Origin of the sequence: Streptomyces sp. So13.3 (assembly GCF_005860785.2) — a bacterium.
Lineage (GTDB): Bacteria > Actinomycetota > Actinomycetes > Streptomycetales > Streptomycetaceae > Actinacidiphila > Actinacidiphila fildesensis.
Window position 1 is genome coordinate 3,931,154 of sequence record NZ_CP048835.1, and the last position, 15,231, is coordinate 3,946,384.

General features: G+C 73.1%; 13 protein-coding genes. 7 read left to right on the forward strand and 6 right to left on the reverse strand.

Annotated elements, in window-relative coordinates:
• Window positions 1–91: 91 nt before the first annotated feature.
• From C8250_RS17740 to C8250_RS17750, 3 genes are all read right to left on the reverse strand, one after another.
• Window positions 92–1,717, reverse strand: coding sequence for a thiamine pyrophosphate-binding protein (locus C8250_RS17740; protein WP_138355062.1), 1,626 nt, complete (start codon window positions 1,715–1,717; stop codon window positions 92–94).
• Window positions 1,714–2,685 (reverse strand): agmatinase, encoded by a 972-nt coding sequence (speB, locus tag C8250_RS17745; RefSeq protein ID WP_138355061.1) that lies wholly within the window; start codon window positions 2,683–2,685, stop codon window positions 1,714–1,716. Before speB ends, C8250_RS17740 begins: the two co-directional genes overlap by 4 nt.
• 141 nt (window positions 2,686–2,826) lie before the next feature.
• Complete coding sequence (locus C8250_RS17750; protein WP_187144888.1) at window positions 2,827–2,991, reverse strand: hypothetical protein; 165 nt, start codon at window positions 2,989–2,991, stop codon at window positions 2,827–2,829.
• A 127-nt stretch (window positions 2,992–3,118) separates the two neighbouring features.
• Here C8250_RS17750 and C8250_RS17755 point away from each other — a divergent pair, with 127 nt between their 5' ends.
• The 4 genes from C8250_RS17755 to C8250_RS17770 all read left to right on the forward strand — a co-directional run bounded on the left by C8250_RS17755 (window position 3,119) and on the right by C8250_RS17770 (window position 7,731).
• Window positions 3,119–4,768: a PucR family transcriptional regulator gene (locus tag C8250_RS17755; RefSeq protein WP_138355060.1), complete on the forward strand. Its 1,650-nt coding sequence runs from the start codon at window positions 3,119–3,121 to the stop codon at window positions 4,766–4,768.
• A gap of 214 nt (window positions 4,769–4,982) precedes the next feature.
• Window positions 4,983–5,774: a phosphatase gene (locus C8250_RS17760; protein WP_138355059.1), complete on the forward strand. Its 792-nt coding sequence runs from the start codon at window positions 4,983–4,985 to the stop codon at window positions 5,772–5,774.
• A gap of 104 nt (window positions 5,775–5,878) precedes the next feature.
• Window positions 5,879–6,556 (forward strand): response regulator transcription factor, encoded by a 678-nt coding sequence (locus C8250_RS17765; RefSeq protein ID WP_138355058.1) that lies wholly within the window; start codon window positions 5,879–5,881, stop codon window positions 6,554–6,556.
• Window positions 6,553–7,731, forward strand: coding sequence for a histidine kinase (locus C8250_RS17770; RefSeq protein ID WP_138355057.1), 1,179 nt, complete (start codon window positions 6,553–6,555; stop codon window positions 7,729–7,731). Before C8250_RS17765 ends, C8250_RS17770 begins: the two co-directional genes overlap by 4 nt.
• Window positions 7,732–7,902: 171 nt before the next feature.
• Here C8250_RS17770 and tesB read toward each other — a convergent pair whose 3' ends face one another.
• The 3 genes from tesB to C8250_RS17785 all read right to left on the reverse strand — a co-directional run bounded on the left by tesB (window position 7,903) and on the right by C8250_RS17785 (window position 10,622).
• Complete coding sequence (tesB, locus tag C8250_RS17775) at window positions 7,903–8,778, reverse strand: acyl-CoA thioesterase II (RefSeq protein WP_138355056.1); 876 nt, start codon at window positions 8,776–8,778, stop codon at window positions 7,903–7,905.
• A gap of 10 nt (window positions 8,779–8,788) precedes the next feature.
• Complete coding sequence (locus C8250_RS17780; RefSeq protein ID WP_138355055.1) at window positions 8,789–9,946, reverse strand: acyl-CoA dehydrogenase family protein; 1,158 nt, start codon at window positions 9,944–9,946, stop codon at window positions 8,789–8,791.
• A 64-nt stretch (window positions 9,947–10,010) separates the two neighbouring features.
• The gene (locus tag C8250_RS17785; RefSeq protein ID WP_138355054.1) at window positions 10,011–10,622 is read right to left on the reverse strand and encodes a TetR/AcrR family transcriptional regulator; all 612 of its coding nucleotides are present in this window, start codon (window positions 10,620–10,622) and stop codon (window positions 10,011–10,013) included.
• A gap of 84 nt (window positions 10,623–10,706) precedes the next feature.
• Here C8250_RS17785 and C8250_RS17790 point away from each other — a divergent pair, with 84 nt between their 5' ends.
• From C8250_RS17790 to C8250_RS17800, 3 genes are read left to right on the forward strand one after another with little or no spacing between them, the layout of a single operon-like run.
• A complete protein-coding gene (locus tag C8250_RS17790) occupies window positions 10,707–12,320 on the forward strand; it encodes a carboxyl transferase domain-containing protein (protein ID WP_138355053.1) in 1,614 nt (537 codons plus the stop codon).
• Between the two features lie 14 nt (window positions 12,321–12,334).
• Window positions 12,335–14,296: a biotin carboxylase N-terminal domain-containing protein gene (locus tag C8250_RS17795; protein ID WP_138355117.1), complete on the forward strand. Its 1,962-nt coding sequence runs from the start codon at window positions 12,335–12,337 to the stop codon at window positions 14,294–14,296.
• Window positions 14,293–15,231, forward strand: a complete 939-nt coding sequence (locus tag C8250_RS17800; RefSeq protein ID WP_138355052.1) for a hydroxymethylglutaryl-CoA lyase — start codon at window positions 14,293–14,295, stop codon at window positions 15,229–15,231. The genes C8250_RS17795 and C8250_RS17800 overlap by 4 nt, the downstream gene beginning before the upstream one ends.

A 15,231-nucleotide genomic window follows, 5' to 3' on the forward strand; every position in this document is an offset into this window, starting at 1 on the left:
CAAAGAGGGGCCAAGGTCTCACTCCTCTCGGGCGATGGACCTAAGCCTTGCCGGAGCCGGGCGGCCCGCTCCCGGCGGAGCGGGCGGCCGGTCAGCTCCCTATGAGATGGGTGGGGGCGAACATCCGCAGGTGCGCCGGGAGGACGACGAGGGAGGGGCCCGGGGTAGCCAGCGCCGCCGCGAGGTCGTCGCGGAGGGTGTCGGGCGTGGTGGCGGTGGCCGGGACCCCGAAGGACTCGGCGAGGGCGACGAAGTCCGGGCGGGCCAGCTCGGTGGCGGTGGCCTGGCCGAAGGCGTCGGTCATGTACTCGCGCAGGATGCCGTAACCGCCGTCGTCCACGATGAGCCAGGTGACGGGCAGGCCGTACTGCCGCGCGGTGGCCAGCTCGGCGATGGAGTACATGGCTCCGCCGTCCCCCGAGACGGCCAGGACCGGCCGCGTGGGATCGGCGGCGGCCGCGCCGAGGGCGGCGGGAAAGCCGTAGCCGAGGCCGCCGGCACCCTGCGCCGAGTGCATGGTGTTCGGGTGCCGGGCGTCGAAGGCGGACCAGGCCCAGTAACCGAGGATCGTCATGTCCCAGCAGCTGGGCGAGGTGTCGGGCAGGGCGTCGCGGACCGCGGCCAGCAACTGCTGCTCCAGGCCCAGGTCCTGGCCGGCGATCCGGTCACCGACGAGCGCCAGGACTTCGGCGACGGCCTTGGCGGCCCCCTCGTCCGGGCGCGGCACCGTCAGGTCGCACAGGGCGGCCAGCGAGAGCCGGGCGTCGCCGTGAATGCCGAGGGCCGGGTGGTTGGACTCCAGCTTCCCGAGGTCCGCCTCGATCTGGATCACCCGGCCGCGGGGGCGGAACGTGTGGTAGTTCGAGGAGAGTTCGCCGAGGCCGGAGCCGACGACGAGCAGCACGTCGGCAGCTTCGAGGAAGTCGGTGGTGTGCCGGTCCTCGATCCAGGACTGCAGCGACAGCGGGTGCTCCCAGGGGAACGCGCCCTTGCCGCCGAACGTCGAGGCGACCGGGGCGTCGAGCTGCTCGGCCAGCGCGAGAAGCTCCCCGGCCGCGCCGGACCGTACGACGCCGCCGCCGGCCAGGATGGCCGGCCGCTGTGCCCCGGACAGCAGCCGGGCCGCCTCGGTGATCAGCTCGGCGCGCGGCTCCAGCGGGCGGGGCACCGCACGCAGCGCGGTGACGGGCGGGACGCCGGTGTCGGCGAGCAGCACGTCCTGCGGGATCTCCACCCACACCGGTCCGTACGGCGCCGTGAGCGCGGACTCCCAGGCCTCGGCGAGCGCCGAGGGGATCTGCGAGGCGGTGCGGACCGTGTGCACGGACTTGACCACGTCGCGGAACGACGCCTTCTGGTCGCGCAGTTCATGCAGGTACCCGTGGCGTCCGCCGCCGAGTCCGGCGGTCGGGACCTGGCTGCTGATGGCCAGCACGGGCGCGGAGGCGGCGGCGGACTCCTGGAGCGCGGCGAGCGTCATCAGCGCGCCGGGGCCGGTGGAGACCAGCAGCGGGGCGACGCCGCCGGTGACCCGGGCGTACGCGTCGGCGGCGAAGCCCGCGTTGTTCTCGACGCGCAGCCCCACGTAGCTGAGCGTCGAGCGGCGCAGCGCGTCGAAGGTGCCGAGGGCGTGCTGCCCGGGCAGCCCGAAGACCGTGGTCGCGCCGAGCGCGGCCAGGGATTCGACGACGAGGTCGCCGCCGTTGCGGGCCGTCACTTGGCGCTCTGGCGCGCCGCGGAGATCTGCCGGGACATGATCGTGGTCAGCTCGTACGCCGTGTGGGAGGCCGCGACGGAGGTGATCTCCGCGTGGTCGTACGCGGGGGCGACCTCGACCACGTCGGCGGAGACCAGGTGGCAGGAGGAGAGCCCGCGGATGATCTCCAGCAGCTCACGGGAGGTGAGGCCGCCGGCCTCCGGGGTGCCGGTGCCCGGGGCGTGCGCCGGGTCCAGGACGTCGATGTCGATGGAGATGTAGAGCGGCCGGTCGCCGATGCGCTCGCGCAGCTGCTGCGCGACCTCGTCGACACCGCGGCGCATGACGTCCGCCGAGGTGACGATGCCGAAGCCCATCTTCTCGTCGTCGTCCAGGTCCTTCTTGCCGTACAGCGGGCCGCGGGTGCCGACGTGGGAGAGCGCCTCGGTGTCGAGGATGCCCTCCTCGACGGCGCGGCGGAACGGGGTGCCGTGGGTGTACTCGGCGCCGAAGTACGTGTCCCACGTGTCCAGGTGCGCGTCGAAGTGGAGCAGGGCGACAGGCCCATGCTTGCGGGCGACCGAGCGCAGCAGCGGCAGCGCGATGGTGTGGTCGCCACCGAGGGTCATCAGGCGGGCGCCGGTGTCGAGCAGATCGTCGGCGGCGGCCTGGATGGTTTCGACGGCCTCGTTGATGTTGAACGGGTTGGCGGCGATGTCGCCCGCGTCCGCGACCTGGGCGAGCGCGAACGGCGAGGCGTCCTGCGCCGGGTTGTACGGGCGCAGCAGCCGGGAGGCCTCACGGATGGCGTTGCCGCCGAAGCGGGCGCCGGGACGGTACGAGACCCCGCTGTCGAACGGCACACCGACCACGGCGACGTCCGCGGTGCCGACCTCGTCCAGCCGGGGCAGCCGGGCGAACGTGGCGGGGCCGGCGTACCGCGGGATGCGGGACGAGTCGATCGGTCCACGCGGTTCGTTGCTGCTCATCGGGGTGCCTTCTTTCGCGTTACTCGTGGTGCTTCGGTGTGATTCGAGTGTCCCCCGGCTCGCTGACAAGCGGGCCGGGGCTGTGGATAACTTCGGTTCGGCCCGGTCCGGGGACCGGGACGACCCTGTGCCGGGACCGGTTCAGCCCTGTGCGGGCACCGGTTCCGCGACGGCCGGGACGGTGGCGCCGCGGCCCGCGAGCCGCTCGCGCCAGGCCGCCAGGACGGCCGCGTCGGTCGGCTTCGCGGCCAGGCTCACCACGGCGTACGTGGCGAGCGAGGCCAGCAGGCCGTAGTCGACAGCCATGGGCTCCCCTCCGTCCGAAGCGCTTCACTGAATGCGGGTGATTCCGGGGATGACCCTAGGTGGCTGAAAGATGTCGCTGAAGTGTACGTTTCCTCCATTCGACGTCACTCCAGTGGATGGACCGCACATGCCGAGTCTGGCGCCGCCCACTCCCCCAGTACCGCTCGCCGATCTGCTGGCCCGCGCGGACCTGGGACTTCGGCAGGTCGCGGGTCCGCGCGAGGACATCCCCGTCCACTGGGTGCACACCAGTGAGATGGAAGACCCGGTTCCGTATCTGCTGGGCGGCGAGCTGCTGCTGACCGCCGGGGTGCACTTCCCATCGGCGGGCGACACCACGAGGCGACGGGAAACGCGCCCGGCCGACGCCGACGGCGGCCCCACCGATGACCTCGGCGTCGACCAGGCCGGTGGCGGTGTCGACGACGCCTATCTCGACCACTACGTGGCACGCGCCGTGGAGGCAGGTGCCGCGGCGCTCGGCTTCGGGCTCGCACCCGTCTACGAGGAGACGCCCCGCGCCCTCGTGGAGGCGTGCGACCGGTACGGCCTGCCTTTGGTGGAGGTTCCGCCGCAAACCCCGTTCACCGCGGTCGCCCGGGCTGTCTGGCAGGCGATGGCCGAGGCCCGCCATCGCGAGCTGCGCCGGGTCACCGAGGCCCAGCAGTCCCTGGCCTCCGCCGCCGCCCGCCCCGAGCCGGTGCCCGCCGTGCTGCGTCAGCTCGCCCACCATCTGGGCGGCTGGGCGGCCCTCCTCGGCCCCGGCGGCGGGGAGCTGTACGGGGCGGGCACCCGCCCCGGGCCGCCGGTCCGCACGGCGCTCGGCCGGCTGGCGCAGGTGGTCAGGCCGCTGCCGGGCGACCGGGCGCAGACCGTCCAGGCTCCGTCCTCGGCCACCGACACCGTCGCCGGCGCGCATCTGGCGGCCTACGCGCTGGCCGGGAGCGCTCCCGGCGAGGGCCTGGTGCTGGCGGTCGCGGCGGGGCGGCGCGATCCGGCCGACAACGCGCTCACCGGGGTCGCCACCGTGCTGCTCTCGTTGCTCACCGGCCCTTACCAGGGCACGGCCGACACCGACCGCTCCGCCGCCCTGGTGCGGCTGCTGCTCGGCGCGCGCCCCGAGGACGTCGCGCCCCTGCTGACCGCTCCCACCCGGCCTGCCGCCGAGACCGGCGGCGAGGCGGAAGCCGTCGCGGCGACCGGGCCGCGCTGGATCGTGGTGCACGGGCACCACCGCGGCTCCGGCCCCACCCGCGGCGAGGCGGCACCGCTGGCCGCCGCCGCTCTGGCGGCCGCGCTCGGCACCGCGCTGGTCGACGCGGACGGGGTCGCCGCCGTCCGGGCCCTGCTGCCCGCCGACCGCCGGATCTCCGCGCAGCCGGGCTGGACGCTCGGGGTCAGCGCCCCGGCGTCCACGGCGGAACTCGCCGCCGCCGACGCCCAGGCGGCGGGTGCGCTGCGCCGGGCCGTCGCGAACCGCTCCGAGCTGGCCCGGCACCGCGGCGGCGGCGCGGGCATGACGGCGCTCGTGGCGCCCGAGGAGGCGCGCGCCCAGGCCCGCGCCCTGCTGGAACCGCTACTGGACTCCCCCGCCCTCGTGGAGACCCTGCGCGCCTGGCTGGCGCTGCACGGCAGCTGGGACCGCAGCGCCGTGGCACTGGAAGTGCATCGCAACACGGTCCGGCAGCGCATCGCGCGGACCGCCGCGCTGCTCGACGCGGACCTGGACGACCCCGATACCCGCATGGACCTCTGGTTCGCCCTGCGCTGGCTCTGAGCAGCGACGACGTCGGCGGCGACGCTGTCAGCGGCATCGGGCCCACGCCGGGACCGACACACGGCCGGGCCCGTGCCGAGGCTGGAACCGGTGCCCGGAGGAGCGTCGTCGACAGCCGGCGGAAAGCCGGTCCAGGATCCCTCCGAGGGTCACACATCGGTGTCGATCACCCTCGCCCCCTACGCCCGTGCGGCCAGGCGCGACAATGAGACACATGCCCCATGACACGACGCCGTCCCGCCAGTCCCTCGCCGAGCACCTCATACGCACCCGCATCGCGGGTGACGTGGCCACGAGCCGCGAGAACAACCTGGATCACTACCGTGAGCTCGCCGAGGGGAACCGCTACTACTGGTTGGGCCTGGAACTCGGCGAGCGCTGGACGGATCCGCGGGCCGTGCTGGAGCTGATGGTGGAACGCTGCGGGGTCGTCGCCAACCCGAAGCACCGCAGGGGCCAGGACACCATCGACGCGGAACTGACGATCGACGCGCTGGACCGGATGGCCGTCGAGCTGCGCAAGGCGGCGGAATCCCGGGCCCGCGTGCTGTTCGCCACCGGTCACCCGGCCGGCATGTTCGCCGTCCACCAGGCGCTCGCCGCCGCGCTGCGCGACGCGGGCTGCGAGATCCTGCTGCCCGCGGACCGGCTGTACGCCGACAACGGCGAGATCCGGCACATCGGTGGCGTGTCCGTCCTGCACCGCGGCGGAAACCTCATGCACACCCACTCCCCCGACCCCATGCGGGAGGTGCTGGACGCCATGGAGCACGAGGGCCAGGAGCCCGATCTCGTCGTCGCCGACCACGGGTGGGCGGGCTTCGCAGGCAGCCAGGGCATCGACACGGTCGGGTTCGCGGACTGCAACGATCCCGCGCTGTTCGTCGGTGAGGCCGAGGGCGACCTGACGGTGACGGTCCCCCTGGACGACAACGTGCCGCCCCACCTGTACGACCCGCTCACCGCCTACCTGCTGGCCGCCGCAGGCCTCGAAGCACGGATCTGAGCCCGGCGCGGGCACGCGGCCTACCTCCGCGCAGCGGATCCGGACTCTGCGGATCCGGAGTCTCTGGTTACGATCGCAGAGGGGCTTCAGAAGGCAGGCGCAAGTTGATCCATGTAGCGATCGTCGACGACGAGGCGCTGGTCAGGGTCGCCCTGCGGCGGATTCTGGAGACCGCGGGAGACATCGCGGTGGTCGTCGACTGCGACGGCCGGGACGCGGTGGCCACCATCGAGGCGGCCGGACCCGACCTCGTGCTGCTGGACGCCGTGATGCCGGCACCGGACGGGCTCACGGTCCTGCGGGAGCTGCGCGCCCTGCCGCGGCCGCCCGCCGTCGCGATGCTCACGGCGTTCGACACCAGCGCGTACATCAGTGCCGCGATGCGGGAGGGCGCCACCGGCTTCCTCCTCAAGGACACGGCCGTGGGCACGCTGATCGACGCCGTGCGGGTGCTCGCCTCCGGCGGGACGGTCTTCACGCCGACCGTCAGCCGTACGGTCGTGCACGGCTACCTCGGGGCAGGGGCCGGGACGGGCCTCGACAACCCCGGCGGTGCGGACGCCGTCGCCCTGGGCCTGCTCACCACCCGCGAGCGCGAAGTCCTCGTCCTCGTGGCGGCGGGTCTGCCGAACTCCGACATCGCCGCACGGCTGGGGATCACGGTCGCCACCGTCAAGGACCATGTGCGCGCGGTGCTGCGGAAGCTGGACGCGCCCAACCGGGTCGCCGCGGCCGTGCTCGCCCACCGCGCGGGACTCGCCCCGGCCGTGGAGCGGACGTGAGACTGCGGCCGGCCGTCCTCGATGCCGCCCTGATCGCCCTCTCCGCGACCGAGGTGTGGGCGACGCGGTCGATGGGCGGCTCCCTCTCGCTCGCCGTCGCGTGCACCGCGACGGCCGCTCTCCTGGTGCGCCGGCGGTTTCCGCTGCTCGCCTTCGCGGCGACACTGCCCGCGCTCTCGCTCGGGTACGTGTGGCTGGCGCCGATGGCCGCGCTCTACCAGGTCGCCTCCGGCGGGACGGGCCGCACGGCGCCGGACGCAAACGGCAGCACCAGGTCCCGCCCCCGTGTCACGCCCCGCATGTGGGTCATCGGCGGCTGCGCCGCGGCCGTGGCCGTGGTCTCCTTCGTCCCCTGGCCGTGGCTCGGCACGATCGACTGGGAGCCGGCGCCCACGATCCTGGCGCTGCTGCTCTCCGCCCTGCTGGCCACCGCCCCCACGGCCCTCGGGCTGCTCAGCTCCTCCCGGCGGGAGCTGGCGGCCCGGCTCGCCGAGCTGGCCGCGAGCCGGGAACGCGAAGCGCGGCTCGCCGCCGAGCAGGCCGTCGTCCAGGAGCGCGCCCGGCTCGCCCGCGAGATGCACGACACGGTCGCGCACCACATCAGCCTCATCGCGGTGCAGTCCGGCGCGCTGGAGGTCACCGCGCGGAGCCAGGAGGCCCGCGACGCGGCCGGAGCGGTGCGCGAGCTGAGCCGGGACGCGCTGGACGAACTGCGTCGCATGGTCGGCCTGCTGCGGCTTCCCGTGACGAACGCGTCCGGCTCGTCGGACCCGGCGGACACGGCGGGCCGGGCGGCGCCGGCCGGACCCGGACTGGCCGAGTTGCCGGCGCTGCTGGCGACGGCGGGCCCCACGGTGCGGGGCCGGGTCGACGCGGGAGGCTGCCCGGCGCCCGTCGGGCACGCCGCCTACCGGATCGTGCAGGAGTCGCTGACCAACGTGCGCAAGCACGCGACGGGCGCGGAGACGGAAGTCGACGTACGGCTGACCGGGGGGCGGCTCCTGGTCAGCGTCCGCAACGGCCCGCCGGGTGAGCGGCCCGGTCCGCTGCTGCCCTCCGGCGGCCACGGCCTCGCCGGCCTGCGCGAACGTGCCGCCCAGCTGGGCGGCACCCTCGACGCGGGCGCGCAACCCGACGGCGGCTTCCTGGTGCGGGCCGTCCTCCCCGCCGCGTAAGGCTGCAGCTAGGGCGTGTTTCGAAAGCCCCGCCTGGCACGCGCCCTCGCCGCGTTGTCGGGCTCGTCCACGTACGACCAGTACGAGGACGACCCTCCGCCTTGCGAGCGCACGCACCAGACGCCGTGGGCCACGCCCTCCGGGCGAACGCCGCTACTTTCGACACACGCCTTAGCGCGGGACGCGGACCACGCCCTCCTGGATCACGGACACCACGAGGCGCCCGTCCTGGGTGTAGATCCGGGCGGTGCCCAGTCCCCGGCCGCCGGACGCCGACGGGCTCTGCTGGTCGTACAGCAGCCATTCGTCGGCGCGGAAGGGCCGGTGGAACCACATGGCGTGGTCCAGGCTGGCGCCGACCACGTCGCCGACGGCCCAGCCGCCGCGCCCGTGGGCGAGGAGCACCGAGTCCAGCAGCGTCATGTCCGAGACGTACGTGGCCAGGCAGACGTGCAGCAGCGGGTCGTCCGCGAGCTTGCCCCGGGTGCGGAACCACACCTGGGAGCGCGGTTCGCGCGGGCCCTGCCCGGCGACCAGGAACGGCGGGTCCTCCGCGTACCGCAGGTCGACGGCGGCCCGCGCTTCCAGGAGACGGTCGATGACCTTGGGGTCGGGGAACTTGTCCGCGTGGGCGGGCAGCAGTTCCTCGGCGGTGGGCAGCGACTCGGGGTCCGGCGCCGGCGGCATGGGCTCCTGGTGCTCGAGCCCTTCCTCGTGCTCCTGGAAGGACGCCGACAGATGGAAGATCGGCTGCCCGTGCTGAACGGCCACCACCCTTCGGGTGGTGAAGGAGCGGCCGTCCCGGATCCGGTCCACCTGGTAGACGATCGGCGCGCCGGGGTCGCCCGGCCGCAGGAAGTACGCGTGCAGGGAGTGCGCGGCCCGGTCCTCGGGGACGGTGCGGCCCGCCGCGACCAGCGCCTGGGCGGCGACCTGGCCGCCGAACACCCGTGGCACGACCGCCGACCTGCTGATGCCGCGGAAGATGTCCTGCTCGATCCGCTCCAGATCGAGCAGATCGAGCAGGGACGTCAGCGCTGTGTTCACAGGGTCGCGCTCACAGGCCCATCGACTTGGCGATGATGGAGCGCATGACCTCGCTGGTGCCGCCGTAGATGCGGTTGACGCGGTTGTCCGCGTACAGGCGGGCGATGGGGTACTCCAGCATGTAGCCGTAGCCGCCGTGCAGCTGCAGGCACTTGTCGATGACGCGGGCCGCGACGTCGGTGCAGAACAGCTTGGCGGAGGCGGCGTCGGCGGCGGTCAGCTCACCGGCGTCGTGCGCGTCCAGGGCGCGGTCGACGACGGCCTGGGCCGCGTCCACCTCGGCCTTGCAGTCGGCGAGCACGAACTTGGTGTTCTGGAACGAGGCGACGGACTGGCCGAAGACGGTGCGGTCCTGGACGTACGCCTTGGCGAAGCCGATGGCCGCGGAGGCCTGCGCGTACGCGCCCACGGCGATGGCGATCCGCTCCTGCGGCAGGTTCTGGCCGAGGTAGGAGAAGCCCTTGCCCTCCTCGCCGAGCAGGTCCTCGACGGGCACCTTCACGTCGGTGAAGGACAGCTCGGCGGTGTCGGAGGTCTTGAGGCCGAGCTTCTCCAGCTTGCGGCCGACGGCGTAGCCCTCGGACTTCGTGTCGACGACCAGCAGCGATATGCCCGCGCGGCGGTCCTCGGGGGTGGCCGGGGCGGTCCTGGCGCAGACGATGACACGGTCGGCGTGCACGCCGCCGGTGATGAAGGTCTTGGCGCCGTTGAGGACGTAGTGCGTGCCGTCCTCGGAGAGCTTGGCGGTGGTCTTCATGCCGGCCAGGTCGGAACCGGTGCCCGGCTCGGTCATCGCGATGGCGGTCATCATGTCGCCGGAGACGAAGTCCGGGAGCCAGCGCTTCTTCTGCTCGTCGTTGCAGTAGGCCAGCAGGTACGGGAGGCAGAGGCCGGTGTGCACGCCACTGCCGCCGAAGCTGACGCCCGCGCGGGCGCACTCCTCGGTGATGACGGCCTGGAACTTGAAGCTGGTCTCGCCGGCGCCGCCGAATTCCTCGGGCACTTCGATACCGAAGACGCCCAGCTCACCGAGCTTGCGGTAGAAGTCGCGGGGGGCCTGGCCGGCCGCCAGCCACTCGTCGAAGACGGGAACGACCTCGGCGGCGATGAAGTCCCGGATCGTCTCGCGGAACGCTTCGTGGTCCTCGTTGAACACCGTACGACGCACTTCGCGCCTCCTCTGGGCCTGAGACATGGGATCCGGGACGGGGTCCGGAAAAATAAGCAAGCGCTCAGTAAGTTACTCGCCGGTCGTCCATGCTGTCCAGAGCCGTCAGTGCGCCCAGTGCCAGCCGGCGCAGCAGCGCCGCCGTGTCGTTCCGGTCCGGGAGCCCGCTGTGCGCGCCCAGGTGCGGGGTGGAGTTGAGCAGTCCGAAGACCGCGTGCACGGCGGCCCGCACCTGCGGCTCGGGCGCGGCAGGACGCACCTGCCGGACGACCTCCACCCACTGCTCGACGTACTGCCGCTGGAGCTGGCGCACCAGCTTGCGGTCGGAGTCGCGCAGCCGGTCCAGTTCGCGGTCGTGCAGGGTGATCAGCGGGCGGTCGTCGAGCGCGAAGTCGATATGGCCGCGGACCAGCGCGTCCAGTGCTCCGGCCGGGTCGTTGGCCTCGGCGACCCGGGCCTTCCCGGCCGTGAGCAGCCGGCCGCTGATACCGACGAGCAGCTCGGCGAGCATCGCGTCCTTGCCCGCGAAGTGCCGGTAGAGGCCGGGTCCGCTGATGCCGACCGCGGCCCCTATCTCGTCCACACCGACGCCATGGAATCCGCGTTCGGCGAAGAGCCGGGCGGCCTCCCGGAGGATCTGGTCGCGGCGGTTCTCGGTCGCCTTCGTGGGGTGCATGGAACGAGTCTAGACAATCCCGTTAGCGAGCGTTAACGTGAAGGTCACCACGTTAACGCTCGCTAACTTCCGGGGGCCCGACACATGGCAGCACCCGTCCTCTCCAGCGCCGCCGATCCGGCGTCGGAGACCTACCGCGCCAATGCGGCGGCGCACGCCGAACTGAGTGCGCGGCTGCGCGACAAGCTCGCCGCCGCCCGGCTCGGCGGCGGCGAGAAGGCCCGCGCCCGGCACACCGCGCGCGGCAAGCTCCTGCCCCGCGACCGGGTGGACGGGCTGCTCGACCCCGGCTCGCCCTTCCTGGAGCTCGCCCCGCTGGCCGCCGACGGGATGTACGAGGGCCAGGCCCCGGCCGCCGGCGTCGTCGCCGGTATCGGCAGGGTCTCCGGCCGTGAGGTCGTGGTCGTCGCCAACGACGCCACGGTCAAGGGCGGCACGTACTACCCCATGACGGTGAAGAAGCACCTGCGGGCGCAGGAGATCGCGCTCGACAACCGGCTGCCGTGCGTCTATCTGGTCGACTCCGGCGGCGCCTTCCTGCCCCGGCAGGACGAGGTCTTCCCGGACCGCGACCACTTCGGTCGGATCTTCTACAACCAGGCGACGATGTCGGCCCGCGGCATCCCGCAGATCGCCGCGGTGATGGGCTCGTGCACGGCCGGCGGCGCGTACGTCCCCGCCATGAGCGACGAAGCGGTGATCGTCCGCAACCAGGGCACGATCTTCCTGGGCGGGCCGCCGCTGGTGAAGGCCGCGACCGGCGAGGTCGTCACCGCCGAGGAGCTCGGCGGCGGCGAGGTGCACTCCAGGATCTCCGGCGTCACCGACCACCTGGCCGAGGACGACGCCCACGCGCTGCGCATCGTGCGGAACATCGTGTCCACCCTCGGCCCGCGGGTCCCCCGCCCCTGGGACCTCGACCCGGTCGAGGAACCCGCCGTCGACCCCGCAGGGCTCACCGGCGCGGTGCCCGTCGACTCCCGCACCCCGTACGACGTGCGCGAGGTCATCGCCAGGATCGTCGACGGCAGCCGTTTCGCCGAGTTCAAGGCGGAGTACGGCACGACGCTCGTCACCGGCTTCGCCCATGTGCACGGCCACCCGGTGGGCATCATCGCGAACAACGGCATCCTCTTCGCCGAATCCGCCATGAAGGGCGCGCACTTCATCGAGCTGTGCGACCAGCGCGGCATCCCGCTGCTCTTCCTGCAGAACATCTCCGGGTTCATGGTGGGCCGCCAGTACGAGGCGGGCGGCATCGCCAAGCACGGCGCCAAGATGGTCACCGCGGTGGCCTGCGCCCGGGTGCCCAAGCTGACGGTCGTCATCGGCGGCTCGTACGGCGCCGGCAACTACTCGATGTGCGGACGGGCCTATTCACCGCGCTTCCTGTGGATGTGGCCCAACGCCAAGATCTCCGTGATGGGCGGCGAACAGGCCGCGTCCGTGCTCGCCACCGTCAAGCGCGACCAGATCGAGGCGGCGGGCGGTGAGTGGGCTCCCGATGAGGAGACCGCGTTCAAGGACCCGATCAGGGCCCAGTACGACACCCAGGGCAACGCCTACTACGCGACCGCCCGGCTCTGGGACGACGGCGTGATCGACCCGCTGGAGACCCGCACGGTCCTGGGCCTCGCGCTCACCGCCTGCGCCAACGCGCCGCTGGGTGAGCCCGGCTACGGCGTCTTCCGGATGTGAGGACAGAGATGACCATGTTCGACACCGTCCTCATCGCCAACCGCGGCGAGATCGCCGTCCGGGTGATCCGCACGCTGCGGCGCCTCGGCGTGCGCTCGGCCGCCGTGTTCAGCGACGCCGACGCCGACGCCCGGCACGTCCGCGAGGCCGACACCGCGGTCCGCATCGAGAACTACCTCTCCATCGACGAGCAGTTGCGCGCGGCCGCCCGAACCGGGGCGCAGGCCGTCCACCCCGGCTACGGCTTCCTCGCGGAGAACGCCGCCTTCGCTCAGGCCTGCACCGACGCGGGGCTCGTCTTCATCGGACCGCCGGCCTCGGCGATCCAGCTGATGGGTGACAAGATCCGCGCCAAGGCGACCGTCCTGGAGGCCGGTGTCCCGGTCGTCCCGGGCTCGTCCGGCAGCGGTCTCACCGACACCCAACTCATCGGCGAGGCACAGAAGATCGGCATGCCGGTCCTGCTCAAGCCGTCCGCGGGCGGCGGCGGCAAGGGCATGCGGCTGGTGCGGGACGAGACGCTGCTCGGCGACGAGATCGCCGCCGCCCGGCGCGAGGCCCGTGGTTCCTTCGGCGACGACACCCTCCTCGTCGAGCGCTGGATCGACCGGCCGCGGCACATCGAGATCCAGGTGCTGGCCGACGCCCACGGCAATGTCGTCCACCTGGGCGAGCGGGAGTGCTCGCTGCAGCGCCGGCACCAGAAGGTGATCGAGGAGGCGCCCAGCGTGCTCCTGGACGAGGCCACCCGTGCGGCGATGGGCGAGGCCGCCGTGCAGGCCGCCCGCTCCTGCGGCTATGTCGGCGCGGGCACCGTCGAGTTCATCGTCCCGGGCGCGGACCCCTCCGCGTACTGCTTCATGGAGATGAACACCCGCCTCCAGGTCGAGCATCCCGTCACCGAACTGATCACCGGCCTGGACCTCGTCGAGTGGCAGCTGCGCGTCGCCGCCGGCGAGCACCTGCCGTTCGGGCAGGAGGGCGTCACCCTCACCGGCCACGCCGTCGAGGCCCGGATCTGTGCCGAGGACCCGGCCCGCGGCTTCCTGCCCTCCGGCGGGACCGTGCTGTCGCTCCACGAACCGCAGGGCGACGGGGTCCGCACCGACTCCGGGCTCGCCGAGGGCACCGAGATCGGCAGCCTGTACGACCCGATGCTGTCCAAGGTCATCGCGTACGGGCCCGACCGCGCCACCGCGCTGCGCAAGCTGCGCGCGGCGCTGGCCGGCACCGTCACCCTGGGTGTCTCCACCAACGCGGGCTTCCTGCGGCGGCTGCTGGCCCACCCGGAGGTGGTCTCCGGAGTCCTCGACACCGGACTGGTCGAGCGCGAGGTCGGCTCGCTGATCTCACCGGACGTCCCGCCCGAGGTCTACGCGGCCGCGGCGCTGCTGCGCCAGGCCGCCCTGCTCCCCACGTCGGACGCCACCACCTGGACCGATCCGTTCTCGGCTGCCGACGGCTGGCGGCTGGGCGGCGAGCCGGCCTGGACCACCCACCATCTGCGGGTGCCCGGACACGAACCGCTGGCCGTCCGGGTCCGCGGGAACGAGGTCCGGGTGGGCGACGCCCCGGCGGTCCCCGCGCGCCTGGTCACCGACGGCGGACGCGGCGTCCTGCACTGGGACGGCGCCACCCATTCCTTCCACCACGCGGGCGCCTGGCTGGGCCGTGACGGGGACAGCTGGCACGTCGCGGACCACGACCCCGTCGCGGCCGCCCTGAGCGGCAGCGCGGGCGCCGGTGGCACCGGCGCGCTCACCGCGCCGATGCCCGGCACCGTGACCGTCGTCAAGGTCGCGACCGGGGACGAGGTGACCGCGGGCCAGAGCCTGCTGGTCGTCGAGGCGATGAAGATGGAGCACGTCATCACCGCTCCCCACGACGGCACGGTCACCGAGATCGACGTCACCCCCGGCAGCACCGTCGCCATGGACCAGGTGCTCGCCGTCGTCGCTCCCCGGGAGGAGTCATGACCAACGGTCTGCCCATGTCCGTACCGGCGTCCGGACTGCCCGCGCGGGTCAGGATCCACGAGGTCGGCGCGCGCGACGGGCTGCAGAACGAGAAGACGACCGTCCCGACGGCGGTGAAGGCCGAGTTCATCCACCGGCTGGCCGCCGCGGGCCTCGGCACGATCGAGGCGACCAGCTTCGTGCACCCCAAGTGGGTGCCCCAACTGGCCGACGCCGCCGAGCTGATGCCGCTGCTTGCCGATGTGGACGCGCATCTGCCGGTGCTGGTCCCCAACGAACGCGGTCTGGAACGCGCCCTGGCGCTCGGCGTCTCGGAGATCGCGGTTTTCGGCAGCGCGACCGAGTCGTTCGCCAAGGCCAATCTCAACCGGACCGTCGACGAGTCCCTCGCCATGTTCGAGCCGGTCGTCGCCAAGGCCCGGGAGGCCGGGGCCACCGTGCGCGGCTATCTCTCCATGTGCTTCGGCGACCCGTGGGAGGGCCCGGTCCCGGTGGAGCAGGTGGCCGCCGTCGCCCGCCGGCTGTACGACCTGGGATGCACCGAGCTGAGCCTGGGCGACACGATCGGGGTCGCCACCCCCGGCCATGTCACCGCGCTGCTCGCCGCGCTGGTGGAGCAGGGGGTCCCGACGGACCGGCTCGCCGTGCACTTCCACGACACCTACGGCCAGGCGCTGTCCAACACCCTGGCCGCCCTCCAGCGGGGGGTGACCGTCGTCGACGCCTCCGCGGGCGGCCTCGGCGGCTGCCCGTACGCGAAGAGCGCCACCGGAAACCTCGCCACAGAAGACCTCGTCTGGATGCTGAACGGCCTCGGTATCGACACCGGGGTCGACCTCGACCGCCTCACCGCCACAAGCGTGTGGATGGCGGAGCAGCTCGGGAGGCCAAGCCCCTCCCGCACCGTCCGCGCCCTCTCCCACCAGGAGCCGTAG